This is a genomic window from Pseudomonas sp. 1L-B-1-E-C1 (assembly GCF_057291835.1).
In genome coordinates this window covers 57,188-79,844 of sequence record NZ_JBXAWN010000001.1, presented here as the reverse complement: position 1 = coordinate 79,844, position 22,657 = coordinate 57,188, and the positions used below count along the sequence as shown (strand labels likewise).

Sequence of the window (22,657 nt, the reverse complement as noted above, 5' to 3'; positions counted from 1 at the left end):
TACAACAGTCTGAAACAAAAAACTGTCCTGGCTGAAAAGTCACAGCTGGTCCGAAGCGCCCGCCAGCACTGGGTATCCGCCTCATCAGAGAGCGCGAGCCGCCAGTTTAAAAAGCCGATCAGGATTCCTGTCCTTGTTATCATCACCCACACTTTTTTGACCCTTTGATGACATGCAGGCCTTTTTTGTGAGCGCTCTTTTCAACTGGCTACGGCAGCCGAATGCCCGCCTCCTCTCCCTCATCGTTTTGGTATTGATCGTGCCGGTGTGCCTGCGCGCGGCCCTGGGCTGGTCGACACCGCTGGGCTTTCTCTCGGATCTGGCCGTCGGCAGTCTGCTGGTGGTAGCACTGCATCGCCGCGCATGGTGGCTGGTCTTGCCGGTGCTGTTGTTCTGGGCGCTGCTGGCGATCGCCACGGCAGAACTGGTCAGCGCCGTCGGCCGCCTGCCGACGCCTTCGGATATTCACTATTTGATCGATCCGCAGTTCGTCGAGAATTCCACCGGCGGCGGGCTTGCGCACCCTGCCCTGGCGATCGCTTTGTTGGGGGCATTGAGTTTCTGGCTGCTGACTCAAGTGGCCGGACGTGGTCTGTCTCGTCCGGCACTGCCGCGTGCGGTCTGGGTCGCGCCAATCGTGTTGTTCGCCGCACACTGGGGTGCGCAAAACCTGTGGCCGAACGACGGCGACGCGTGGCGCCTGTACAACCTGCCGCATCAACTGCTCGCCAGTGAAGTCGCCGACCTGCAGATCCAGGCCGAGGAATGGCTCGACGGCGACGTTGAAGAACCCACACCGGCGATGGCTGGGCTCACCGACGTCGACCTCAGTGGCCAGAAGCTGCTGGCCGCGCCGGGTCAGGCGCGCAATGTGTTGATCATCGCGCTCGAAGGCATTCCCGGAGCCTACATCCGTGCCAACCGCGAGGCGATCGGCAGTCATTATCGGGAAGACCTGATGCCCAATCTCAGCCGCTGGGCCGAGCGCGGCATGAACACCCCGGACTACGTGCTGCACAGCCATCAGACCATTCGCGGTCTGTACGCCATGCTTTGCGGTGACTACGACAAGCTCAACAACGGCACGCCCAAAGGCGTGGAAATGCTCACCCTGAACGAGCGCAATCACGCCTGCCTGCCAGCGCAGCTGCGCGCTCACGGTTTCAGCACCCACTATCTGCAAGGTGCCGGCCTGCGCTTCATGGCCAAAGACAAAATCATGCCGCACATCGGTTTCGACGCGACTCACGGCCTGGAATGGTTCAGCAACAGCAATTATCTGGAGTTCCCTTGGGGCAAGGATGACAAGGCCTTTTTCGAAGGTGCGCTGGATTACGTCGGCCAACTGAAAAAGCACAAACAGCCGTGGATGCTTACGCTGCTGACGGTTGGCACCCACCAGCCCTACTCCGCACCTGACGATTATCTGCAGCGCTATGAGACGCCGAAGCAGGCCGCCGTCGGTTACCTCGACGATGCGCTGGACCAGTTCCTTTCGGGGCTGGAGCGCCAAGGCGTTCTGCAAGACACGCTGGTGGTGATCACTTCGGATGAATCTCACGGTATCGACGGCGTGCGCCTCGCCTCTTCGTGGGGTTTCAACCTGACGCTGGCGCCGGAACAGGCGCAACTGCCGCGTCTGAATGCCGGAGTTTATGGCCATGTCGATCTGAGCACGTCGATCCTCGACTATTTCGACCTGCCGGTGCCGACTGCGCTGAGCGGCCGGTCGCTGTTTCGCGACTACGATTCCGGCCGCGAAATCATGTCGTTCACCAACGGCAAGCTGCGCTACCACAACGGTCAGGGCATCTTCTCCGAGTGCGACCTGCCACGCCGCTGCCGCTATTACCAAAGCACCGGCTTCATCGCCGAAGCTGCCACCTACAAAGGCACCTACAGCGGTCACCCGGCCCGACAGATCGCCGCCCGGGCCGATGCCCTGGACCTGTCCCTGCTGCGCACGCCGCTCAACCATCGCTACCAGTTCGGCAGCAACAACATCATCCCCCTGCAGGCGCAAGTCAAGGACGACTGGGCCGACAACCTGATCGGCGCGCAGTATCTGGAAATGCCCAAAGGCTCGCAAACCCGCGTGCGCCTGACCGTGCGTTCGGTCGATCCGCAGCAGGCGGCCTACATCCAGCTCAAGGCGAAAGAGTTCGAGCAGGACGTGCAACTGGGATTGCCAGCGGAGATGGTCGTCACGGCAGAGCAGCCGCTGGAGATGGATTTCAGCTTTGCTAACCCGCAACAGCGCAAGGCGTTTTCATTTCACTTGCTGGGGTATGGATCGGGGGCCGTTGAGGTGACGGATTTCAGTGTCATTACCGAAGTGCCGGGTCAGGAGGATTTGCTGGATGATGTGCCGGAGGATGAAAGGAGCACAAGCTAGCGAATAAATCCGGAAGTGTGTTTTATGGTTTTATTGTTACAACCATAAACTTTTCATTTAATAAAAGGCAGAGTGTATACACACCCTGCCTATACAATCACTCATTCGATATATCGAAATTCCCACTCACTTTCGTTTTCCCAGATGAAAGCTTAAACTTACCGGATATACGCTTTTTTCCAGACGAATATTTGAAAGTTACAACTCCATCATCAGCTATATAGTTTTCATGCTCGATTTGGAACCCCCACCGCGCATCATCAGTATGAAACAAGACTGTATGTTCAGGTGCGTTCTCGTCCAGATCATTTGGAACTGAAAAAACTACCCAGCTCTGTTTAAAATTGTCGTCATGCTGCTCATTCCCGATGATAACCTCGTGCGTCTCCACACGCAGATAGTGAACGGTTTTACTGTTGAGAAACAGATCTGCATCTATATAGCCAAGAAGTGTTCCGCTTGACTTTGCTTTATTTTTTTTAACCAGTTTCTTCAATTCTTCAGACATGACATTCATGGCATCATCCTTTTTTTAACCATTAGGAATAAATAACTGAAATCTTGGGCTGCAGCTGAAAAACTAAGTGATTTTCTCCACTGGCAACACTGTAATAAATGACAGTTTTTTAGAATTATTGGCGATAAGGGAACGAAGAACCCAACAAAACATACTTAGGACGTAAGAGAGTTTCACTATCAACTCACAACAGTCGGCCTATTAGCCGACTTGCCAACTCGGGTCTAGCCTTACCAGTCCGAAGTCGGCACGAGCCGGCCGCAGACCTGATAGGGATACGAACATGGCAAACGAATCGAAATGCCCGTTCAACCACGCCGCCGGTGGCGGTACGACGAACCGTGACTGGTGGCCGAATCAACTCAATCTGAAAATTCTCAGCCAGCATTCACCCAAGTCCGATCCGCTGGGCCAGGACTTCGACTACGCCAAAGCCTTCAAAAGCCTCGACTTCCAGGCCCTGAAACAAGACATCAAAGCGCTGATGACCGATTCCCAGGACTGGTGGCCGGCCGATTTCGGCCACTATGGCCCGCTGTTCGTGCGCATGGCCTGGCACAGCGCCGGGACCTATCGCACCGCCGATGGCCGTGGTGGCGCCGGCTCTGGCCAACAGCGCTTTGCGCCACTGAACAGCTGGCCGGACAACGTCAGCCTCGACAAGGCCCGGCGCCTGCTGTGGCCGATCAAGCAGAAATACGGGCGCAATATTTCCTGGGCCGACCTGATCGTGCTCACCGGCAACGTCGCCCTGGAGTCGATGGGCTTCAAGACCTTCGGCTTCTCCGGCGGCCGCGCGGATGTCTGGGAACCGGATGAAGATGTGTACTGGGGTTCGGAAACCGAGTGGCTGGGCGGCGACAACCGTTATGGCAAGAGCAATGGCCCGGTACAGGAACCCGGCGACGGCACGCTGGTGGCGGAGCCCGACTTGCATGGCCGCGAAGAAAGCCGCACCGATCAGGGCGAACGCAATCTGGAAAATCCCCTCGCCGCCGTACAGATGGGCCTGATTTACGTGAACCCGGAAGGCCCTGAAGGCAACCCGGACCCGGTGGCCTCGGCCAAGGACATTCGCGAAACCTTCGGCCGCATGGCCATGAACGACGAAGAAACCGTGGCGCTGATCGCCGGCGGCCACGCGTTCGGCAAAACCCACGGTGCCGGCCCTGCTGACAACGTCGGCCCAGAGCCGGAAGCGGCCGGCCTTGAACAACAAGGTCTGGGCTGGAAAAACGCCTTCGGCACCGGTAAAGGCGCCGACACCATCACCAGCGGCCTGGAAGTCACCTGGACCACCACGCCAACGCAGTGGAGCAACAACTATCTGGAAAACCTGTTCGGCTTCGAATGGGAACTGAGCAAAAGCCCGGCGGGCGCCAATCAGTGGCAACCGAAAAACGGCGCCGGTGCCGGCACCGTTCCCCACGCTCACGATCCGAACAAGAAGCTCTCGCCGACCATGTTGACGTCCGACCTGGCGCTGCGCTTCGATCCTGCCTATGAACAGATCTCGCGGCGCTTCCTGGCCAATCCCGATCAACTGGCCGACGCGTTCGCCCGCGCCTGGTACAAACTGATCCACCGCGACATGGGCCCGCTCTCTCGTTACCTCGGCCCGGAGTTGCCGCAAGAGGAGTTGCTCTGGCAAGACCCCCTGCCCGACGTAACGCATGCGCTGATCGATGACAGCGACGCCACGGCGCTGAAGAACAAGGTGCTGGCTTCGGGGCTTTCGGTGTCACAACTGGTCTCCACTGCATGGGCGGCAGCGTCGACCTTTCGCGGCTCGGACAAGCGTGGCGGCGCCAATGGCGGACGCTTGCGGCTGGCCCCGCAGAAGTTCTGGCAAGCCAATCAGCCCGAGCAACTGGACAAGGTGCTGAGCACGCTGGAAGGCATTCAGAACGAGTTCAACAACGGCGCCGCTGGCGGCAAGAAAATCTCGCTGGCAGACCTGATCGTCCTGGCTGGCAATGCTGGTGTCGAAAAAGCCGCACAAAACGCCGGGCATTCGGTGTCGGTGCCGTTCTCACCGGGCCGCGTCGATGCTTCGCAGGAGCAGACCGATGTCGAATCGTTCGGCTTCCTCGAACCGATCGCCGACGGTTTCCGCAATTACAGCAAAGGCAAATACACGGTTGCGGCAGAAACCCTGCTGATCGACAAGGCGCAATTGCTCACCCTCACTGCGCCGGAAATGACGGTGCTGGTGGGTGGTCTGCGAGTGTTGAACACCAACGTCGGGCAGACCCGACATGGCGTGTTCACCGACACAACCGAAGCGCTGAGCAATGACTTCTTCACCCACCTGCTGGACATGGGCGTGGAGTGGACGCCGACCTCGCGGGATGCCGACGAGTTCGAGGGTCGTGATCGCAAGACCGGAGCGGCGAAATGGACGGCGACGCGGGTGGACCTGGTGTTCGGCTCCAATGCGCAATTGCGCGCCTTGGCCGAGGTGTATGCCAGCTCCGATGCGAAGACGCAGTTCGTCAACGATTTCGTCAAGGCGTGGACGAAGGTGATGAATCTGGATCGGTTTGATCTGCGCAAATAGCTGGTTGTTGTGCCAATGAAAATGCCGCTCGTTGAGCGGCATTTTTGTGTTTGCTTCGTATTATGGGGTGTCGGAAAAAACCAGCCCCTCACCCCAGCCCTCTTCCAATGGGAGAGGGGGAAAGGGAGCCGATCGAGGGCTTTTGAGATCCTGAGTTCGACTCGGTAATCCAGGTCGGCGGATAGAAAAAGACACCTCGATCAGTCCCCTCTCCCTCTGGGAGAGGGTTAGGGTGAGGGGCGGTGATCATCAAAATCAAAAGATCGCAGCCTCGTTTCACTCGACAGCTCCTACAGGATCGGGTTACGCCAGGCTTTTGCTCACCACTTCATACACATCGCTGGACAGCGCTCCGGACGCCAGAATCCGCTCCAGTTCGGCCTTCATCAGTGCCTGGCGGGCGCTGTCGTATTTGCGCCAGCGGGTCAGCGGGGCCAGTTGGCGTGAGGCGATCTGTGGGTTGAAGCCGTTCAGTTCGATCACCAGATCGGCGAGGAAGCGATACCCGGAACCGTCCGCTGCGTGGAAGTTGATCAGGTTCTGCCCGGCAAACGCGCCGATCAGTGCCCGCACCTTGTTCGGGTTCTTGATGTTGAACGCCGGGTGCTGCATCAACGCCTTCACTCGCTCCAGACCGCCCGGCAAGGTGCTGCCGGCCTGGACGCTGAACCACTGATCCATGACCAGCGGATTATCCTTGAAGTGCTCGGCGAAACTGGCCAGAGCCAGGGCCTTCTGCTCTTCGAACGGCGAGTTGACCAGCACGGCCAGCGCAGTCAGGCGCTCGGTCATGTTGTCGGCCGTCTCGAATTGCTCCAGCGCTGCCGCCAGCACTTCCGGCTTACCGCTGAGCATCAGGTACGACAGGGCAATGTTCTGCAAGGCGCGACGGGCGAAGTGCTCGGCCTCGGCCACGTACGGAGTCTTTTTCGACAGATCGCGGTTGGCCTGATAACGCAGCCACAGCGCTTCGAACAAGCCTTCAGCGAGTTGTTTGCGGGCGAATTCGCGCGCGACATGAATCGCCTCGACGTCGGCCACTTCGCTGATCTCGGTGAGATACGCCTCACCCGGCAGCGAGAGCATTTCGGCAACCATCGCCTGATCCAGCGACTCGTCGGAGAGCACCGTGCGCAGCGCCGACACCAGACGTGGGTCGAGCGTCAGGCTCTCGCCCTTTTGATGCTGGCCGATCAACTCCTGAAGCACTTGCACCGACAGCTGCTGACCGGCATCCCAGCGATTGAAGCCATCGCTGTCGTGCTGCATCAGGAACATCAGTTGATCGCGATTGTACGGGAAGCTCAGTTTCACCGGCGCCGAGAAGCCGCGCAGCAGCGATGGCAGCGGCTGTTCGTTGATGTCGACGAAAGTGAAGGTCTGCTCGGCTTCGGTGACTGAAATCACCCGAGTGGTGCCTTGTGCCGAGGCTTCGCCAGCCAGGCGCAGGGCGATTTCGTTGCCCTGACTGTCGAGCAGGCCGAGCTCGACCGGAATCACGAAGGGCAGTTTTTCCACCTTGTCCGGGGTCGGCGGGCAGCTCTGGCGGAAGGTCAGGCTGTAGGTTTTCGCCGCAGCGTCATAGGACTCGCTGACGGCTAGACGCGGTGTGCCGGCCTGGCTGTACCAGCGTTTGAACTGGCTGAGATCAACGCCATTGGCATCTTCCATGGCCTTGACGAAGTCGTCGCAGGTCACGGCCTGGCCGTCGTGGCGTTCGAAATACAGATCGCTACCCTTTCGGAAGCCTTCGGCGCCGAGCAAGGTGTGGATCATGCCGACCACTTCCGAGCCCTTTTCGTACACGGTCAGGGTGTAGAAGTTGGAAATCTCGATGAAGCTGTCCGGGCGCACGGCGTGGGCCATGGGGCCGGCATCTTCGGCGAACTGGTGGGTGCGCAGGTAGGCCACGTCCTGAATGCGCTTGACCGTCGCCGAGTTCATGTCCGAGGAGAAACCGGCGTCGCGGAACACCGTGAAGCCTTCCTTGAGCGACAGCTGGAACCAGTCGCGGCAGGTGACGCGGTTGCCCGACCAGTTGTGGAAGTATTCGTGGGCGACGATCGCTTCGACCCGCTGGTGCGCGGCGTCGGTGGCGGTTTCGGCGCGGGCCAGCACGGCGCTGGAGTTGAAGATGTTGAGGCCCTTGTTCTCCATCGCGCCCATGTTGAAATCGTTGACCGCGACGATCATGAAGATGTCCAGGTCGTACTCGCGACCGTAGACCTCTTCGTCCCAGCGCATGGATTTCTTCAGGCTGTTCATCGCGTGCTGGCACTTGTCGATGTTTTCCGGCTCGACATAGATGCGCAGCGCGACGTTGCGCTGGCTCATGGTGGTGAAGGTGTCTTCGACGCACCACAGATCACCGGCAACCAGCGCAAACAGGTACGCCGGTTTCTTGAACGGATCTTCCCAGGTCGCCCAGTGCCGGCCGTCTTCGCCAGGGCCGGAAGCGATCGGGTTACCGTTGGAGAGCAGCACCGGGTAGCTGTGCTGTTCGGCCACGACGGTGGTGGTGAACTTGCTCATCACGTCCGGGCGGTCGAGGTAATAGGTGATCTTGCGGAAGCCTTCGGCCTCGCACTGGGTGCAGAACATCGTGCCGGACTTGTACAGGCCTTCCAGCGCGGTATTGGTTTCCGGGTGGATGCGCACGCTGGTGTCGAGGGTAAAAGTTTCACTGGTTGGCTGCAGGGTCAGGTGGCTGTCGGAGACTTGGTAGTCCGCGGCGCTCAGCTCCTGATCCGCCAGCGTCACCGAGAGCAGCTCCAGTTGCTGGCCATCGAGCACCAGCGGCGGCAGGCCGGCGCCGCGCTCGGGGTTGCGGCGCATCACCAGTTGCGCGTGAACCAGGCTGTGGTCCTCGAACAACTCGAAGGTCAGGTGCGTTTCGTCGATCAGGTACTCGGGCGCCTGATAGTCCTTGAGGTAAATCATCTTCGGTTGTTCGGTGCGCATGCTGGAATCCTTATTGATGCACGGCGAGCTGGTAGGCCGTGTATTTACGAATGTTGATCACGCCGGTGTCGAAGATCAGGTACTGGCCTTTGATCCCCAACAGCGTGCCTTCGGCAATCGGGTTCTTGTCCAGGTTGAAGCTGACGATTTTCGCCGGGTATTGCTCGACGGGATAGCGGATTTCCAACGGTTCGACATCGGCAATCGTCTGAATTGCCTGTAGGCCGAATCGCTCCTGCAAGCCTTGCAGACCTTCGGCGCAGCTTTCGAACAACTGATCGCGCACCTGCGCCAGATCCACCGCCGCCGCATCGCCCTTGAGCAGTGCGCGCCAGTTGGTCTTGTCCGCCACCTGGCTGCGGAACAGGTCTTCGACAAAACCCGATTGCTGGCGGGTCGACACGCGCATGATCGGCAGCGCCTGACTCGCGCCCTGATCGAGCCAGCGGGTCGGTAACTGCGTGGCACGGGTGATGCCAACCTTGATGCCTGACGAATTGGCCAGGTAAACCACATGGTCGGTCATGCAGAATTTCTCGCCCCACTCCGGATCGCGGCAGGTGCCGGCGTCGAAGTGGCAACGTTCCGGGCTCATGATGCACAGATCGCATTGCGCCAGTTTGGTCATGCACGGGTAGCAATAACCCTGACTGAAACTGGTTTTGGTCCTGCGCCCGCAATGGGTGCAGTGGATCGCCCCCAGAAATTCCAGACGCAGGGTGCTGCCGATCAACGGGTTGACCGGCACCTCGACGTCATCCAGACGAAACGCGTACTGCACGTTCGACCCGTCCAGGCGCGCCGACATTTTGCTGATTGCACCGCGGCCAATCTCGATCAATGGATGGCATCCGACTTGAACAGGATGTTCGGCACTTCGATCGACTTCGACGCACACTCTTGCGGGCCCATGTAACCGGTGCGCTGGTCTTCCGGCAGGTTCTGGATTTCCCAGGCAATCATCGCCTGCAACGACAGCTCGCGCTGTTCGGCAGTGAGTTTGTTGCCGTCGGACCATTTGCCGATTTCCACGGCCAGTTTCAGGCTCTCGTAGATGTCCGGGGTGATGTTGCTGATCATGTCGTTGAAAGAGGACATCAGGGTCTCCGTGCTCTTTGCTGAAACAAAAATGTTAGACGGCGAGTTTACGGCGGTTATACAAACCGCCCAACAAACCGGTGAAGCATCCGATGAGTAACCCGCTCAGGTGCGCGGCGTTGGCGATCTGACCGAAACCGATCAGCGAAATCAGCCCGGACATGCACACCACCAGCCACACCAGCATCATCACCAGCACGCCGCGCGGCAAACGATAGGCCGGGTTCGGCGCCAGCAACTGGAAGATCCAGCAATGCCCGAGCAAGCCGTAAAGCACGCCGGACAGCCCACCAAACAGGCTCGGGCCGCTCCAGACGAACTGCGCGTAGTTGGACACCAGGCTGAACAGCAGCGTCAGACCGATCAGGTTGATGCTGCCCTGGCGCGACTCGATGCGCCGCCCCAGCTCCCAGTACCACATGCCGTTCATAGCCAGATGGAGGATGCCGAAGTGGATCAGCATCGGCGTGATCAGCCGCCACCACTGCCCTGCCGCCAGACTGTCGGCCAGCGGCGTGAAGTGGATGTACTCGCCGATCACGCGGAAATCGAGGAAGGTCAGCCAGCGCAGCGTTTCCAGGTTTTCGCCGAGGAAGGTCAGACCGCCGACGATCAGGCTCAGCAGCAGAACGAATCCGGTGGCCCTGGCGTGTTTCAGCTGTTCGGCAAAACCCGGCCTTTTGAAGGTCTGGCCCACGGGCATGTCCAGTTGCTGATCCGAGTCGCCGGCCGGAAAGCGCTCGTACAGCGAACGCACGTCCTCGCTGATTTCCTCCGGCGCCCACAGCACCTGCTCGCCCGCTTCTTCGCTGACCCGATGGGGCACTTGCATACGTTGCAGCAGCTTGACGAAGCCGCTCAAATCCACCGCCAACGGCAGGCGCAATACCGCTACCGCGCTCATTGCAGCACCTCCGGCCGCTCGACATCGACCCAGACGAATTTTTGCGGATCCAGGCGCGTTTCCTGATCCAGACGATAGGCCACCAGTTTGCCGTAGAGCACGGCGCTGTAATCCAGGCACGCGAGGTTCGGGCGGATCGGCGCCGGTTTGCCGCTGCGCCAGTAGTGGCCAACGAACAGCAACGGTTCGTCGACGCCATAGCGCAGCAGTGAGTTTTTTTCGGTTGAAGTCAGCGGCGTCTGCGCGACAGGTTCCGGCAACGCATCGGGCTGAAAGACGATATCGCCGTAGGTTTTCGGGTCGTCTTCCCAGAACTTGGTGCGGAAGAACGAACGCACCAGACCATCGCCGCTGGTCATGGTCAGGCCGCCCGGCAGGCGCATATCGGTGCCACGCAGCAAGCGGTCGAACACGGTGCAGGCGAAGCTGCCGGGAACGGCTGAAGCCTGGAGGAAATGCTCATCGACGCAGCCGTTGGGGAACAACGCCCGCAGCGGCTCGATCAATCCGGCGTCCCAGCAGGCGTGGACGACGCGGAAGCGCCCGGCATCGACGAACAGCGGCAGCTCGTAGAACCACTGTTGGAAGTCATGCCAGTCGCCTGGATGATCTTCAAATTGGCTCAGGGTTTCCTGCAGCAGCCGCGCGTGACGCTTGGTGTGTTCGCGCACGAACTGCTTGCCGCTGCCCGGTGGCGCCGGGGTCACCCAACCGAGCGCGTTGAACTCATGGTTGCCCATGATGCACAGCGCCTGCCCCGCCTCGACCATGTCGTGGACGATATGCAGCGCCTCGCGAATACGTGGGCCGCGGTCGATAATGTCGCCGACGAATACCGCCATGCGTGAAGGATGGCGCCAGACCCCGCCCTGCTTGTGATAACCGAGACGGTCCAGCAAGTGTTCGAGGGTCAGAGCGCATCCGTGCACGTCACCGATCAGGTCGTAACTGCGCGCGGGATCGAGCATCAGTCGCCTCCACCCCCCAGCTTGCTGCCCCAGCCAAGCTTGGTCCGGCACACCTCGTAGTAGTTGTGATCGAGCGGATGAATCAGGCGCAGTTTCTGCGCTTTCTTGCTCACGGTGATGGTGTCGCCCGGTGCACAGGTGAAGTGGTTCTGGCCGTCGCAGGAGACCTGCGGGTAGATCTGCATATCTTTGGACACGACGATTTTCAGCTCACTGTTGCCATCGACCACGATTGGCCGTCCCGACAAGGTATGGGGGTACATCGGCACAATCACAATAGCGTCGAGCTTGGGATGCATGATCGGCCCGCCGGCGGACAACGCATAGGCGGTGGAGCCGGTGGGCGTCGCGACGATCAGGCCGTCGGCCTTCTGGCTGCAGACGAACTGGCCGTCGATGTACAGCTCGAACTCGATCATCCGCGTCGATTTGCCCGGGTGCAGCACGACATCGTTGAGCGCATCGCCCTGGCCGATGGCCTCGCCATGGCGACGCACTTCGGCTTGCAGCAGGAAGCGGTTTTCTACCAGATAGTGGCCGTCGAGCACTTCGGCGACCTTGATTTCCAGCTCATCCGGACGAATATCGGTGAGGAAGCCAAGGCTCCCACGGTTGATGCCCAGCACCGGAATATTGTGCCTGGCCAGCGCCCGCGCGGCGCCGAGCAGGCTGCCGTCACCGCCGACGACGATGACCATGTCGCAGACTTCGCCGAGCATCTTGCGCGACGAGGTTTGCAGGCCGTGGCCCGGCAGGACTTCAGCGATGGTGTCTTCGAGGATCACATGCAGGTGACGGTCGAGCAGAAAGCGTTTCAGTCGGCGGACGGTATCCAGCACCTGGGAACTGCCCAGGCGACCGATGATGCCGATATTACGAAATTGCTCCATGGGACCTCTGCGGACAATCGAAAACGCGAAAACCCGATTATGGGCGAAAGCGCCAGATAGACAAAATCCTTTCAGCCTCAAGGGTGGGCTCAGGTTTAAGGCTATGCTCGCAAGATGATCCTGTTTCCCGATTTGCTGCAGCTGCCCCACCAATTACGCCATCCCGAGGTGCGGGACCTGGCGTGGGTGATCCTCGCGCCGCCGATGCTCGCCGCCACGCCGTGGCCGCAGCGCCATCCGCTGGCCGGCAGCGACTGGGTGCACGACCCGCAACGACTTGAACACTGGCTGCGTCAGCTCGACCGCGACAGTTACGGCCTGCTGCAATGGCTGTCCCAGGCGCGCACCCGGCGTCTGGGCCTGTATTACGAACGCCTGTGGCAGTTCGCCGTGGAGCACGCACCGGGCATCGACCTGATCGCCGCCAACCTGCCGATCCGCCGCGCCGGGCACACCCTCGGCGAACTCGACATGCTGCTGCGTGACCGCGACGGCGTGCACCATCTGGAACTGGCGATCAAGCTCTACCTCGGCCCGCAGGCTGGCGACGGTCGTGACCCGGCGCAGTGGCTGGGGCCGGGTTGCCATGACCGGCTGGATCGCAAACTGGCGCATCTGGCCGAGCATCAGTTACCGATCTCGGCGCGCCCGGAAAGCCGCGAAGTGCTGGCGGCGCTGGATATCGAAACGTTCAGCGCGCAGTTGTGGCTGGGCGGTTATCTGCTGTATCCGTGGCCCGGGCAGGCTGACCCACCGAACGGCGCCCATCCGCAACATCTGCGCGGCAGCTGGCTGCATCAGAGGGACTGGCCGGCGTTCGTCGCGCAACGTCCGCCGGGACGCTGGCAACCCCTGCCCCGCCACGCCTGGCTCGCCCCAGCGCATTACCCGGCAGATCAGGTCTGGGCGGATGAGCATTTGCGTTTGTGGCTGGAGGATCTGCCAGCGCTGGCCCCGGCGCAGCTGATGGTGCGCCTGACCGAGAATGCCCAGGGCGAATGGGAAGAGGCGGAGCGGTTGTTTCTGGTGGCGGATCTTTGGCCGAATGTCCCCGGCCAGGCTTAAAAGATCGCAGCCTTCGGCAGCTCCTACATTTGGAATGCGTACACCCTGTAGGAGCCGCCGGAGGCTGCGATCTTTTGATCTTGCTTCTAAAAAGACAACCGCACCGCCAATGCCGCCAACGTCACCAGCAACACCGGCACGGTCAATACAATTCCGACACGGAAGTAATAACCCCAGCCAATATGGATGCCCTTGCGCTCCAGCACGTGCAGCCACAACAAGGTCGCCAGACTGCCGATCGGGGTGATCTTCGGCCCCAGATCACTGCCAATCACGTTGGCATAGATCATCGCCTCCTTGATCACCCCGCTGGCCTGACCCGCGTCGATCGACAGCAATCCGATCAGAACCGTCGGCAAATTATTCATGATCGACGACAACAGCGCCGTCAAAACCCCGGTGCCCATGGCCGCACCCCACACGCCGTGGCCGGCAAATACATCCAGCCACCCGGCGAGGTAACTGGTGAGTCCGGCATTGCGCAGGCCGTACACCACCAGGTACATGCCCAGCGAGAAAACCACGATCTGCCACGGTGCTTCTTTCATCACTTTGCGCGTGGAGATCTTGTGGCCGCGCGCGGCGATGCCCAGCAGCAGCGCAGCGCACACCGCGGAAATTGCGCTGATCGGAATGCCCAGCGGTTCGAGGGCGAAGCAGCCGATCAAGAGGATCACCAACACCGCCCAACCGGCTTGGAACGTCGCCTTGTCGTGGATCGCAGTGCTCGGGTTTTCCAGTTGTTCAGGGTCGTAAGACGCAGGAATGTCGCGGCGAAAGAACCACAGCAACATGCCCAAGGTCGCCGCAACGCTGACGAAGTTGACCGGCACCATCACCGCGGCATAGCGGTTGAAGCCGATGTGGAAGAAGTCTGCGGAAACGATGTTGACCAGGTTCGACACCACCAGCGGAAGACTCGCCGTATCGGCGATAAACCCGGCGCCCATGACGAACGCCAGCGTCGCCGCCGGGGAAAAGCGCAGCGCCAGCAGCATCGAAATCACGATCGGCGTAAGAATCAGCGCCGCGCCGTCATTGGCGAACAGCGCCGACACCAGCGCGCCGAGCAGCACCATGAAGGCAAATAGCTTGCGTCCGCTGCCCCGCCCCCAGCGCGCCACATGCAGCGCTGCCCAATTGAAGAAGCCAGCCTCGTCGAGCAGCAGACTGATGATGATCAGCGCAACGAAGGTGCCGGTGGCGTTCCAGATGATCTGCCAGACCAGCGGAATATCCGTGAGATGAACGACGCCGAAGATCAAAGCCAGCACGGCGCCCAGCGTCGCACTCCAGCCGACGCCGAGGCCTTTGGGTTGCCAGATGACGAGGGTGATGGTCAGCAGGAAAATCAGTGACGCAGCGAGCATTCGCAGGAGCCTTCAAGGAGATGATGTGGAACGATGACAAATGCCAAGGTGAATAAATACCCCTGTGGGAGCGAGCTTGCTCGCGAAAGCGCTGGTCCAGTCAGCAATTTTGCACCGGCTGACGACGCCTTCGCGAGCAAGCTCGCTCCCACAGGTTCTGTAAGCAGCCAAAATCTCGGTGAGATTATTTTTTGTGTTGCTCTACGAACTGGCCGTAGGCATCGATGAATTTCTGCAGGAATGGCTTCACCGATTCGCTCAGCTTGCCCGCTTCATCAAACGCATTGCCCGCACCGCCCAGATACGCTTCCGGCTGTTGCAGGCAATGGATATCGAGGAAAACAAAGGTCTGGCGCAGGTGCTGGTTGGCGCCGAAACCGCCGATTGCGCCTGGCGATACGCTGATCACCGCGCCGGGTTTGCCGCTCCACGCGCTCCGGCCATAAGGGCGGGAGCCGACGTCGATGGCGTTCTTCAACGGTGCCGGAATCGAGCGGTTGTACTCCGGGGTGACAAACAGCACCGCGTCGGATGACGCCACTTTCTGACGGAAAGTGCTGTAGGCTGCGGGCGGAGAATCGCCGTCGATGTCCTCGTTGTACAGCGGCAGTTCACCGATTTCGACAATCTCGAGCTTGAGATTGGCCGGTGCCAGTTCGGCAAGGGCCAGTGCGACTTTGCGATTGATCGATGCTTTGCGCAGGCTACCGACCACTACAGCGACGTTGTAGACATTGCTCATGGAAGACTCTCGATGGTCTGTGGGAAGAGTCGCTAGTTATAGATGATCCAGTGACGCTTTCACCAGTGATCATTGGTTTTTCCTGCGCGAGGAATATTTTTTTCCTGTAAGAAAACTTACCGAGCTTGGTGACGGTCTACAAAGCCGCAAATCAAGCGTTTTATCTCCAGAGGTTCTAAGCAGATGGCAGCAGTACTCGTCGGTCAGTTTCATGCAAGAGACGCGGAAGGCCGTGTTTATTCCGTGCATGAATTCCAGGAATCGAACCCGTCTGCAGACGGATCCACTGGCTCGGAGCCCATTTACAGACTGGCTATTGGCGATCGGGTCAACAAGGTCAGTGACAGCGAGTTTCTCCTGGTTCAATCAGGCATTACCCTGATCCGCGAACCTGAGCCAACCGTCGCTCAATAACCCTGCGTTATGAGCAGAAGTCATGCGTGCAGACTTGGGGTAGGATTCAGCGTCTGACCCCACCTGCTGAACATGGACTTCACGCATGCGTTTACGCCACATCGAAGTGATTCAGGCGCTCTTGCAGACCGGTCACCTGGGCACCGCCGCCGAATGGCTGCAATTGCCGGTGACCGAGGTCGAAGAGCGTTTGCGCGAAGCCGAGAGTCAGCTGGGGTTCATGCTGTTTGCCAGCGTTCGCGGGCGCCTGCAATCGACCCCCGAAGCGCGCGCCTTGCAGGTGGAAATCGCGCACGTCTATGCAGCGCTGGAGCCGGTGCAGCGTCTGGCCAGCAGCCTCAAGCAATACCTCGCCCCGCCCCTGCGCATCATCGGCACCCCGCCGCTGGCTCAACAGCTGTTACCGCAAAGCCTGGCAGCCCTGCGCCGACGTTTGCCGGATGCACCTTGCAGCCTGCTCAGCGCGCCGACACGGGACATCGTCCGCAGCCTGTTACTGCGCGAGAGCGATCTGGGCCTGAGCCTGCACGACCCCGAACACCCCGACATCCACTGCCAACCGCTGGCCCAGGGCAAGCTGCAATTGCTTGCGCCGCACGGCTGGCTGCAACCGAAGCAGAAATACATATCCTTGGCAGACCTGGCCGGTCAGGCCATGGTCGGTCTCGAAGGGCAGGATCCGCTGAGCCCGGCATTGGAAAACAAACTGCAGGCCTTGCGCCCGGCACCGAGCATCCAGACCCGTGTGCAGACCCATCAGATGATGCGCAGCATGGTCGAGGCCGGCGAAGGCCTGGCCATCGTCGATCCGTTCACCGCTTTGGGCGCCCGCGCCGGCGGGCTGGACGTCTGCCCGCTATCACCGGCGGTGCCGGTCAGCCTCTACGCGCTGACCTTCAAACACGCCGCGCCGTCGGCGGCGATTCAGACCTTGCTGACAATCGTCACGGAACAAGCCGAGGCGATGCTGTCGATCTGAGCGGGTTTTCCAGCGGATTATCGAACAGCCGATACCAGAACAATGCGACTTCGGCGGTATGCGGATCGATGCCGCGATAGCGCAACTGGTCGATGCCGCCAATCACGTAACCGCAGCGTTCATACAGACGGCAGGCGCCAAGGTTGTTGTTCTGGGTTTCGAGCATGATGCCCGGCAGCTTTTTCTTGCGACTCCAGAACTGCGCTACATCGAGCAGCGCCTTGGCCACCCCGTGGCGCCGGGCCGGGGCGTGCACCGCCAGTTCATCGATGTGGGCGAACCCGTTCCAGTTGGTGCTGATCACCAGGTGGCCGACCGGTTCGTCGTCCAGATACGCCATGAAAATCGCGCTGTCGGGCGCGTTGTGAAAGGCGCTGAACTCCTCGGGATCGATGCCGTAGCACTTGCGATAGGGCACGATCGGCGTCACCGGCCATTGCTCGACCGGTTTGCCGATCACGGCGGCGCCATAGGCGGCGACCTCGAAACTGAAGTCGCTACCCCAGATATACGGCGCAAAACCTTCGTCGGCGACACGCACCGACAACCCTGGGTATTTCGGATTCATGACCGGTCGCATACTGGGAAAAGCCCTCATTCCTTGACGCAGCCGACGTTGTCGACCTTGATGTCGCGATGGAAGATCGCCAGCGCAAATTTCAAATCTTCGTACATGAGACTCAGTGTCCTGAGGCGGCAGATCTGCACCCGCCAATGCACTCAGGGTAGAGGGTTGCAGCGGATGTGGCGAGGGTGGCAACTTGGCTTCATGTCGCCAAAAGCAAAAAATCGCCGCCTTCCTCGTCCCTTACTATGGAATGCAATCCCCGTAGGAGCTGCCGAAGGCTGCGATCTTTTGTTCTTCTGATCGTTTGATTTTTCGATCTGTCAGGCCTGCGCATCAGCCTCGGCAATCTGCGTCCACAACGCCGGCGCTCCCGCCGATTTGGCGATGATTTCCAGCCGCATCAGATGCGCCGCCAGTTCTTCTTCGGTCGCGCGGATGATGCGTGCTGGCTGGCGATCGACCGGCAGGCGACGGATTTCCGTGGCCGAGTTGTCCGCTCCTTCACCCGTGCCATTGCCGTCGGACGCGTTGCCAGCCAGCGACAGACTGGTCTGACCGCCGGTCATGGTCAGGTAGACGTCGGCAAGAATCTCCGAGTCGAGCAAGGCGCCGTGCAGTTCACGGCCGGAGTTGTCGACGCCGTAACGTTTGCACAACGCATCGAGGCTGTTGCGCTGCCCCGGGTGACGTTCCCGGGCCATCATCAGGGTGTCGAGGATCGTGCAGTGCTGGGTGATGTCGGCGCGGTCGTGCTGGCCCATCAAGGCGAATTCGTTGTTGATGAAGCCAACGTCGAACGCCGCGTTGTGGATGATCAGCTGCGCGCCTTTGATGAATTCGAAGAACTCATCGGCGACTTCGGCAAAGCGCGGCTTGCCGACAAGGAATTCGTTGGTGATGCCGTGAACGCCGATGGCGCCTTCATCACTCTCGCGATCCGGTTGCAGGTAAACGTGAAAATGCCGGCCCGTCAGGCGCCGACCGATCAGTTCGACGCAACCGATTTCAATGATCCGGTGACCATCGGTCACCGGCATGCCGGTGGTTTCGGTATCGAGTACAACGGATCTGGTGGCCATCAATGTTCAGCTCTCAGCGGGTCGATCTTGCAAAAAACGCGGATGTTAACACGCTGGGGATGAAGCCTGTAGGAGCTGCCGAAGGCTGCGATCTTTTGATTTTTTTTACAGCAAGATCAAAAGATCGCAGCGTGCCGCAGCTCCTACAGGGAAATGCATTCCAATTGTAGGAGTGAGCCTGCTCGCGATTGGGGGCACCACGGTGCAACGGAGGGAATCAGGTCTGCTTGTAACCACGCACTTCGTCCACGCCACGGTTCGCCAACTGGTCAGCCCGCTCGTTACCGTGATGACCAATGTGCCCACGCACCCATTTCCAGGTGACCTTGTGGCGGTTGACCTGCTCGTCCAGTTCTTTCCACAGATCGGCGTTCTTCACCGGTTCTTTCGCGGCAGTTTTCCAGCCGCGCTTCTTCCAGTTGGCCATCCACTCGTTGATGCCTTTCATCACGTACTGCGAGTCAGTCACCAGCAGCACTTCGCAGGGACGCTTGAGTGCTTCGAGGCCGCGGATCGCGCCGAGCAGTTCCATGCGGTTGTTGGTGGTGTTGGCCTCGCCGCCCCACAGTTCCTTTTCAACGCCCTTGCACACCAGCAGCGCCCCCCAGCCGCCGGGGCCGGGGTTGCCCTTGCAGGCGCCGTCGGTGAACAGTTCTACGGTGTCGACGCTTTCCACGCTTTCGCTCATGCCAGTCTTTCCAGAAAAATGCCTGTCCTGCCAATCACGGATCGACAATGACCGCGGCCGGGGCAAGCCCGACCACAAATAAAAGAGGGTTTACGGTTCGATGTGGCGGCGGTTGACCTTGGCCATCGGCAGCGGAATCAGCTTGCCCATCGGCTCGCGGCGTTCCTGACGCAATGGCCTGAGCCCCACCACGATCTTGCGCGCCACCAGCAAATAGAAGCCACCGCCGGACAATTGCCAGTCCCCGGCCTTGCGCTCCCAGCCGGCCAGACGGTTCTGCCACTTGGGCGACGCGAGCGGCGGACGATAGCACCCGAAGCGGCGTTTCTCCAGCGCGAAGCCCAGCAGATTGAGCCAGTCGGCGACCCGCGACGGTGATATGCAGCGGGCCTTTCGCAGGGCATCGTTGGCGAAGAAATGCCGCAGGCCCCACGTGCTCCATGGATTGATGCCGATGATCAGCAGATGCCCGCCCGGACGCACGCTGCTGGCCGCTTCACGCAGCAAACCGTGGGGCGACAGGCAGAAATCCAGACCGTGCTGCATCACCACCACATCGGCGGCGTGCTCGCTCAACGGCCAGGCCTGTTCTTCGCAAACGATCTCGACCCCGGGCAGCGGCGCGCCGAGACGTACGTTGCGCTGCACTTGCGGCGCCGCCGGCGGGGTTTCGGCGGACGGGCCGTAATGCACCAGATAACCGCCGAAGAAGCGCCCGAGCTCGTCATCGAGCATGCGCCGTTCTTCATCCAGCAGAAATTGCCCGAGCGGCCCCGACAGCCATTCGCGGGCGGCGCTGATCAATGCCAGCCAGTCGGGATCGGCCTGAGCGAACGCTTTATCGGTCATGTCATTCTCCAACGCGCCAGGAACTACTAAGATGCGCCAATGTTTTCCGCTTGGCGAATTCCGACGATGATACAGATCAGTGCCCTGCCCGCCTTCACCGACAACTACATCTGGTTGTTACAGGATCATCAGACCCAGCGCTGTGCGGTGGTCGATCCGGGCGACGCCGCCCCGGTGCAGGCGTGGCTCGACGCGCATCCGGGCTGGGTGCTCAGCGATATTCTGATTACCCACCATCACCATGACCATGTCGGCGGCGTCGAACGCCTGAAAGCGGCGACCGGCGCCAAAGTCTACGGCCCGGCCAGCGAAAGCATCCCGGCGCGCGACGTAGCGCTGAAGGACAACGACAGCGTCAACGTGCTCGGGTGGGACTTCGCGGTCTACGCGGTGCCCGGTCACACTTTGGGACACATTGCCTATTACCACCACGGCCTGCTGTTCTGCGGCGATACCCTGTTCGCCGCCGGCTGCGGCCGACTGTTCGAAGGCACGCCTGAGCAGATGTATCACTCGCTCAGCCGTCTCGCGGCGCTGCCGGAAGATACGCTGGTCTATTGCACCCATGAATACACCTTGAGCAATCTCAAGTTTGCCGCCGCCGTCGAGCCAGGCAATCCGCACACTGCCGCTCGTCTGGAAAAGGTCATTCAGCAACGGCAGAACGGCGTCATGACTCTGCCGTCGACGCTGGCCCTGGAAAAGCTCACCAATCCGTTTTTACGCACTTCTGAAACATTGGTTACACAAAAAGTGGACGAACGGGAAGGCGCTCAAAACCGGGCGCCGAGCGAGGTGTTTGCGGCGTTGCGAGCGTGGAAAGACACGTTCTGAGCGAGCGGCTGGCGGGCACGGAAATTCTCAATGGTTGACCGCGGGGGGTGCGCTTTCTAGAATCGCCCGACATTTTTGCCCGGAACTTACTTCCAGCCAATGTCGTCATCCATACGTAAGTCCGTCAATTCAGATGCTTTGACCCGCCTGGCGCAAGCCATCGCGGTGGCTGTGTCCGCCACGCTGGCGGGTTGTTCCAGCCACGCTCCGCAGACTGAAGCGACGCACACGCCGAACATTGCTGCGCGAGCCAAGCAGAAGCCGATCTGGCTGACCGAGAAGCCCACCCCCGTGGCGCCCCAGGACATCTGGGAACGCATGCGCCAGGGCTTCCAGTTGCAGGAAGGCCTTGGCGTCAATCCGCGCATCGAGCAACAACGCCTGTGGTTCGCCAGTAATCCCTCTTTCCTCGAGAATGCCGGCGAACGCGGCAGCCTCTACATTCATTACATCGTCGAACGCCTCGAAGAACGCAACATGCCGTTGGAACTGGCCCTGCTGCCAGTGATCGAGAGCGCCTACAACCCGATGGCCTACTCCCGCGCCGATGCGGTGGGCCTGTGGCAATTCATTCCGTCCACCGGGCGTTACTTCAATCTGCGCCAGACGCGTTTCTACGATGGCCGTCGCGACATCACCGCTTCAACCACAGCGGCGATGGATTACCTGACTCGTCTGCATGACATGTTCAACGGTGACTGGCTGCTGGCTCTGGCGGCCTATAACGCCGGTGAAGGCACCGTGAGCCGGGCGATCGAGCGCAACGAAAAGCTCGGCCTGCCTACGGACTACTGGAACCTGCCGCTGCCGGCGGAAACCCAGGCGTATGTGCCGAAACTGCTGGCACTGTCGCAAGTGGTACTGGCGCCGGAAGCCTACGGCGTCAACCTCAACCCGATCGCCAACGAACCGTACTTCCAGGTCGTCGAAATCAACCAGCGCATGGACCTGTCCAAGGTCGCTGCGGTGGCGAACATCGACGAGGATGAACTGTTCCAGCTCAACCCGGCCTTCAAACAGCGCACCACCATCGACGGCCCGCAGCATTTGCTGGTGCCGACGTCCAAGGCACAATTGCTGACCGCCAGTCTGCAGACCATGCGCCCGGACGAACTGATCAGCCCGCGCTCGCTGAAACCGGTGTTCGAAGGCGCCGATCCGTCTGAAGTGGCGCAACTCAAGCGCGCTTATCGGGTCAAGCGGGGCGACAACCTCGGCTCCATCGCCAAGGCCAACAAGGTCGAAGTCAAGGATCTGCAGCGCTGGAACAAGCTGACTGGCAAGAACCTCAAGGTCGGCCAGACCCTGGTCATGCAGGACAACACCAAGCGTGCCCCGGCGCGCAAATCCGACCGGGTCAACACGGTGGTTGCAGCCAACAGCAAGACCAAAGGCAAGGACGAGAGCAAGCAGCAGACCCAATACAAGGTCAAGCGCGGCGACACCCTGTATGTGGTGGCCAAGCGGTTCAACGTCGAGATGCAACATCTCAAGCGCTGGAATCCGGGTGCGGGCAAGGCGTTGAAGCCGGGGCAGATGCTCACGGTTTATCAGCCGCACTGACAGAAGAGCCCCTGAGATTTCGGGGCTTTTTTTTGGATGAAGTTTTGTGGCGCCCTGAAGATCCATCCCCCTCACCCCAGCCCTCTCCCCCAAGGGGGCGAGGGGGAAAGGGAGCCGATCGGGGGCGTCTCAAAATCTGGTTTTCGACTCGGTATCGCACGTCGGTGCAATTCGCCCAGACACCACGATCAGTCCTCTCGCCCTCCGGGAGAG

Annotated in this window: 20 protein-coding genes; 7 read left to right on the top strand and 13 right to left on the bottom strand. The window is 60.3% G+C overall.

Annotated elements, in window-relative coordinates:
• Positions 1-187: 187 nt before the first annotated feature.
• Positions 188-2,395, top strand: a complete 2,208-nt coding sequence (locus AC0Z4S_RS00345; RefSeq protein ID WP_485621594.1) for an LTA synthase family protein — start codon at positions 188-190, stop codon at positions 2,393-2,395.
• Positions 2,396-2,492: 97 nt separating this feature from the next.
• Here the strand turns inward: AC0Z4S_RS00345 and AC0Z4S_RS00340 are convergent, their stop codons facing one another.
• Positions 2,493-2,912 (bottom strand): hypothetical protein, encoded by a 420-nt coding sequence (locus tag AC0Z4S_RS00340; protein WP_485621593.1) that lies wholly within the window; start codon positions 2,910-2,912, stop codon positions 2,493-2,495.
• A gap of 283 nt (positions 2,913-3,195) precedes the next feature.
• Here AC0Z4S_RS00340 and katG point away from each other — a divergent pair, with 283 nt between their 5' ends.
• Entirely contained in the window at positions 3,196-5,472 is a 2,277-nt protein-coding gene (gene katG / locus AC0Z4S_RS00335) for a catalase/peroxidase HPI (protein ID WP_485621592.1), read from the top strand.
• A 303-nt stretch (positions 5,473-5,775) separates the two neighbouring features.
• Here katG and pepN read toward each other — a convergent pair whose 3' ends face one another.
• From pepN to AC0Z4S_RS00305, 6 genes are read right to left on the bottom strand one after another with little or no spacing between them, the layout of a single operon-like run.
• On the bottom strand, positions 5,776-8,433 hold the full coding sequence (gene pepN, locus AC0Z4S_RS00330) for an aminopeptidase N (protein WP_485621591.1): 2,658 nt from the start codon (positions 8,431-8,433) through the stop codon (positions 5,776-5,778).
• Between the two features lie 10 nt (positions 8,434-8,443).
• A complete protein-coding gene (locus AC0Z4S_RS00325; protein ID WP_329516900.1) occupies positions 8,444-9,274 on the bottom strand; it encodes a DUF2797 domain-containing protein in 831 nt (276 codons plus the stop codon).
• Positions 9,271-9,531 (bottom strand): YeaC family protein, encoded by a 261-nt coding sequence (locus tag AC0Z4S_RS00320; protein WP_042609561.1) that lies wholly within the window; start codon positions 9,529-9,531, stop codon positions 9,271-9,273. Before AC0Z4S_RS00320 ends, AC0Z4S_RS00325 begins: the two co-directional genes overlap by 4 nt.
• Before the next feature lie 34 nt (positions 9,532-9,565).
• Positions 9,566-10,435: a rhomboid family intramembrane serine protease gene (locus AC0Z4S_RS00315; RefSeq protein ID WP_485621590.1), complete on the bottom strand. Its 870-nt coding sequence runs from the start codon at positions 10,433-10,435 to the stop codon at positions 9,566-9,568.
• The gene (locus AC0Z4S_RS00310) at positions 10,432-11,403 is read right to left on the bottom strand and encodes a metallophosphoesterase (RefSeq protein ID WP_485621589.1); all 972 of its coding nucleotides are present in this window, start codon (positions 11,401-11,403) and stop codon (positions 10,432-10,434) included. The genes AC0Z4S_RS00315 and AC0Z4S_RS00310 overlap by 4 nt, the downstream gene beginning before the upstream one ends.
• Complete coding sequence (locus AC0Z4S_RS00305) at positions 11,403-12,293, bottom strand: NAD(+) kinase (RefSeq protein WP_041480619.1); 891 nt, start codon at positions 12,291-12,293, stop codon at positions 11,403-11,405. The genes AC0Z4S_RS00310 and AC0Z4S_RS00305 overlap by 1 nt, the downstream gene beginning before the upstream one ends.
• A 114-nt stretch (positions 12,294-12,407) precedes the next feature.
• Here AC0Z4S_RS00305 and AC0Z4S_RS00300 point away from each other — a divergent pair, with 114 nt between their 5' ends.
• The gene (locus AC0Z4S_RS00300) at positions 12,408-13,358 is read left to right on the top strand and encodes a DUF1853 family protein (RefSeq protein WP_471879848.1); all 951 of its coding nucleotides are present in this window, start codon (positions 12,408-12,410) and stop codon (positions 13,356-13,358) included.
• Between the two features lie 86 nt (positions 13,359-13,444).
• Here AC0Z4S_RS00300 and AC0Z4S_RS00295 read toward each other — a convergent pair whose 3' ends face one another.
• Positions 13,445-14,728: an arsenic transporter gene (locus AC0Z4S_RS00295; RefSeq protein WP_485621588.1), complete on the bottom strand. Its 1,284-nt coding sequence runs from the start codon at positions 14,726-14,728 to the stop codon at positions 13,445-13,447.
• A 184-nt stretch (positions 14,729-14,912) separates the two neighbouring features.
• A complete protein-coding gene (locus AC0Z4S_RS00290) occupies positions 14,913-15,470 on the bottom strand; it encodes an NADPH-dependent FMN reductase (protein WP_253500840.1) in 558 nt (185 codons plus the stop codon).
• 183 nt (positions 15,471-15,653) lie between these two features.
• On the opposite strand from AC0Z4S_RS00290, the gene AC0Z4S_RS00285 reads away from it, so the two are divergent.
• The gene (locus AC0Z4S_RS00285; RefSeq protein WP_016774209.1) at positions 15,654-15,884 is read left to right on the top strand and encodes a hypothetical protein; all 231 of its coding nucleotides are present in this window, start codon (positions 15,654-15,656) and stop codon (positions 15,882-15,884) included.
• An 85-nt stretch (positions 15,885-15,969) separates the two neighbouring features.
• Entirely contained in the window at positions 15,970-16,863 is an 894-nt protein-coding gene (locus AC0Z4S_RS00280; RefSeq protein ID WP_485621587.1) for a LysR family transcriptional regulator, read from the top strand.
• Here AC0Z4S_RS00280 and AC0Z4S_RS00275 read toward each other — a convergent pair.
• The 4 genes from AC0Z4S_RS00275 to AC0Z4S_RS00260 form a co-directional block, all read right to left on the bottom strand.
• A complete protein-coding gene (locus AC0Z4S_RS00275) occupies positions 16,829-17,443 on the bottom strand; it encodes a GNAT family N-acetyltransferase (protein WP_253500838.1) in 615 nt (204 codons plus the stop codon). The two genes, AC0Z4S_RS00280 and AC0Z4S_RS00275, sit on opposite strands and share 35 nt — an antisense overlap.
• Before the next feature lie 308 nt (positions 17,444-17,751).
• Positions 17,752-18,510 carry a DNA polymerase III subunit epsilon gene (gene dnaQ, locus AC0Z4S_RS00270; RefSeq protein WP_485621586.1) on the bottom strand — a complete coding sequence of 253 codons (759 nt, stop codon included), beginning with the start codon at positions 18,508-18,510 and terminating at the stop codon, positions 17,752-17,754.
• A gap of 217 nt (positions 18,511-18,727) precedes the next feature.
• The gene (gene rnhA / locus AC0Z4S_RS00265) at positions 18,728-19,198 is read right to left on the bottom strand and encodes a ribonuclease HI (protein WP_064390484.1); all 471 of its coding nucleotides are present in this window, start codon (positions 19,196-19,198) and stop codon (positions 18,728-18,730) included.
• 90 nt (positions 19,199-19,288) lie between these two features.
• On the bottom strand, positions 19,289-20,047 hold the full coding sequence (locus AC0Z4S_RS00260; protein WP_471879853.1) for a class I SAM-dependent methyltransferase: 759 nt from the start codon (positions 20,045-20,047) through the stop codon (positions 19,289-19,291).
• A gap of 66 nt (positions 20,048-20,113) precedes the next feature.
• Here AC0Z4S_RS00260 and gloB point away from each other — a divergent pair, with 66 nt between their 5' ends.
• Both gloB and AC0Z4S_RS00250 read left to right on the top strand, forming a co-directional pair.
• Positions 20,114-20,881, top strand: a complete 768-nt coding sequence (gene gloB / locus AC0Z4S_RS00255; protein WP_485621585.1) for a hydroxyacylglutathione hydrolase — start codon at positions 20,114-20,116, stop codon at positions 20,879-20,881.
• 99 nt (positions 20,882-20,980) lie between these two features.
• Complete coding sequence (locus tag AC0Z4S_RS00250; RefSeq protein ID WP_485621584.1) at positions 20,981-22,444, top strand: transglycosylase SLT domain-containing protein; 1,464 nt, start codon at positions 20,981-20,983, stop codon at positions 22,442-22,444.
• Positions 22,445-22,657: the final 213 nt, after the last annotated feature.

Coding starts and splice junctions, on each gene's coding strand:
- AC0Z4S_RS00340 (WP_485621593.1), bottom strand. CDS start 2,912: ATGAATGTCATGTCTGAAGAATTGAAGAAACTGGTTAAAAAAAATAAA.
- katG (WP_485621592.1), top strand. CDS start 3,196: ATGGCAAACGAATCGAAATGCCCGTTCAACCACGCCGCCGGTGGCGGT.
- pepN (WP_485621591.1), bottom strand. CDS start 8,433: ATGCGCACCGAACAACCGAAGATGATTTACCTCAAGGACTATCAGGCG.
- AC0Z4S_RS00320 (WP_042609561.1), bottom strand. CDS start 9,531: ATGTCCTCTTTCAACGACATGATCAGCAACATCACCCCGGACATCTAC.
- AC0Z4S_RS00315 (WP_485621590.1), bottom strand. CDS start 10,435: ATGAGCGCGGTAGCGGTATTGCGCCTGCCGTTGGCGGTGGATTTGAGC.
- AC0Z4S_RS00310 (WP_485621589.1), bottom strand. CDS start 11,403: ATGCTCGATCCCGCGCGCAGTTACGACCTGATCGGTGACGTGCACGGA.
- AC0Z4S_RS00305 (WP_041480619.1), bottom strand. CDS start 12,293: ATGGAGCAATTTCGTAATATCGGCATCATCGGTCGCCTGGGCAGTTCC.
- AC0Z4S_RS00300 (WP_471879848.1), top strand. CDS start 12,408: ATGATCCTGTTTCCCGATTTGCTGCAGCTGCCCCACCAATTACGCCAT.
- AC0Z4S_RS00295 (WP_485621588.1), bottom strand. CDS start 14,728: ATGCTCGCTGCGTCACTGATTTTCCTGCTGACCATCACCCTCGTCATC.
- AC0Z4S_RS00290 (WP_253500840.1), bottom strand. CDS start 15,470: ATGAGCAATGTCTACAACGTCGCTGTAGTGGTCGGTAGCCTGCGCAAA.
- AC0Z4S_RS00285 (WP_016774209.1), top strand. CDS start 15,654: ATGGCAGCAGTACTCGTCGGTCAGTTTCATGCAAGAGACGCGGAAGGC.
- AC0Z4S_RS00280 (WP_485621587.1), top strand. CDS start 15,970: ATGCGTTTACGCCACATCGAAGTGATTCAGGCGCTCTTGCAGACCGGT.
- AC0Z4S_RS00275 (WP_253500838.1), bottom strand. CDS start 17,443: ATGCGACCGGTCATGAATCCGAAATACCCAGGGTTGTCGGTGCGTGTC.
- dnaQ (WP_485621586.1), bottom strand. CDS start 18,510: ATGGCCACCAGATCCGTTGTACTCGATACCGAAACCACCGGCATGCCG.
- rnhA (WP_064390484.1), bottom strand. CDS start 19,198: ATGAGCGAAAGCGTGGAAAGCGTCGACACCGTAGAACTGTTCACCGAC.
- AC0Z4S_RS00260 (WP_471879853.1), bottom strand. CDS start 20,047: ATGACCGATAAAGCGTTCGCTCAGGCCGATCCCGACTGGCTGGCATTG.
- gloB (WP_485621585.1), top strand. CDS start 20,114: ATGATACAGATCAGTGCCCTGCCCGCCTTCACCGACAACTACATCTGG.
- AC0Z4S_RS00250 (WP_485621584.1), top strand. CDS start 20,981: ATGTCGTCATCCATACGTAAGTCCGTCAATTCAGATGCTTTGACCCGC.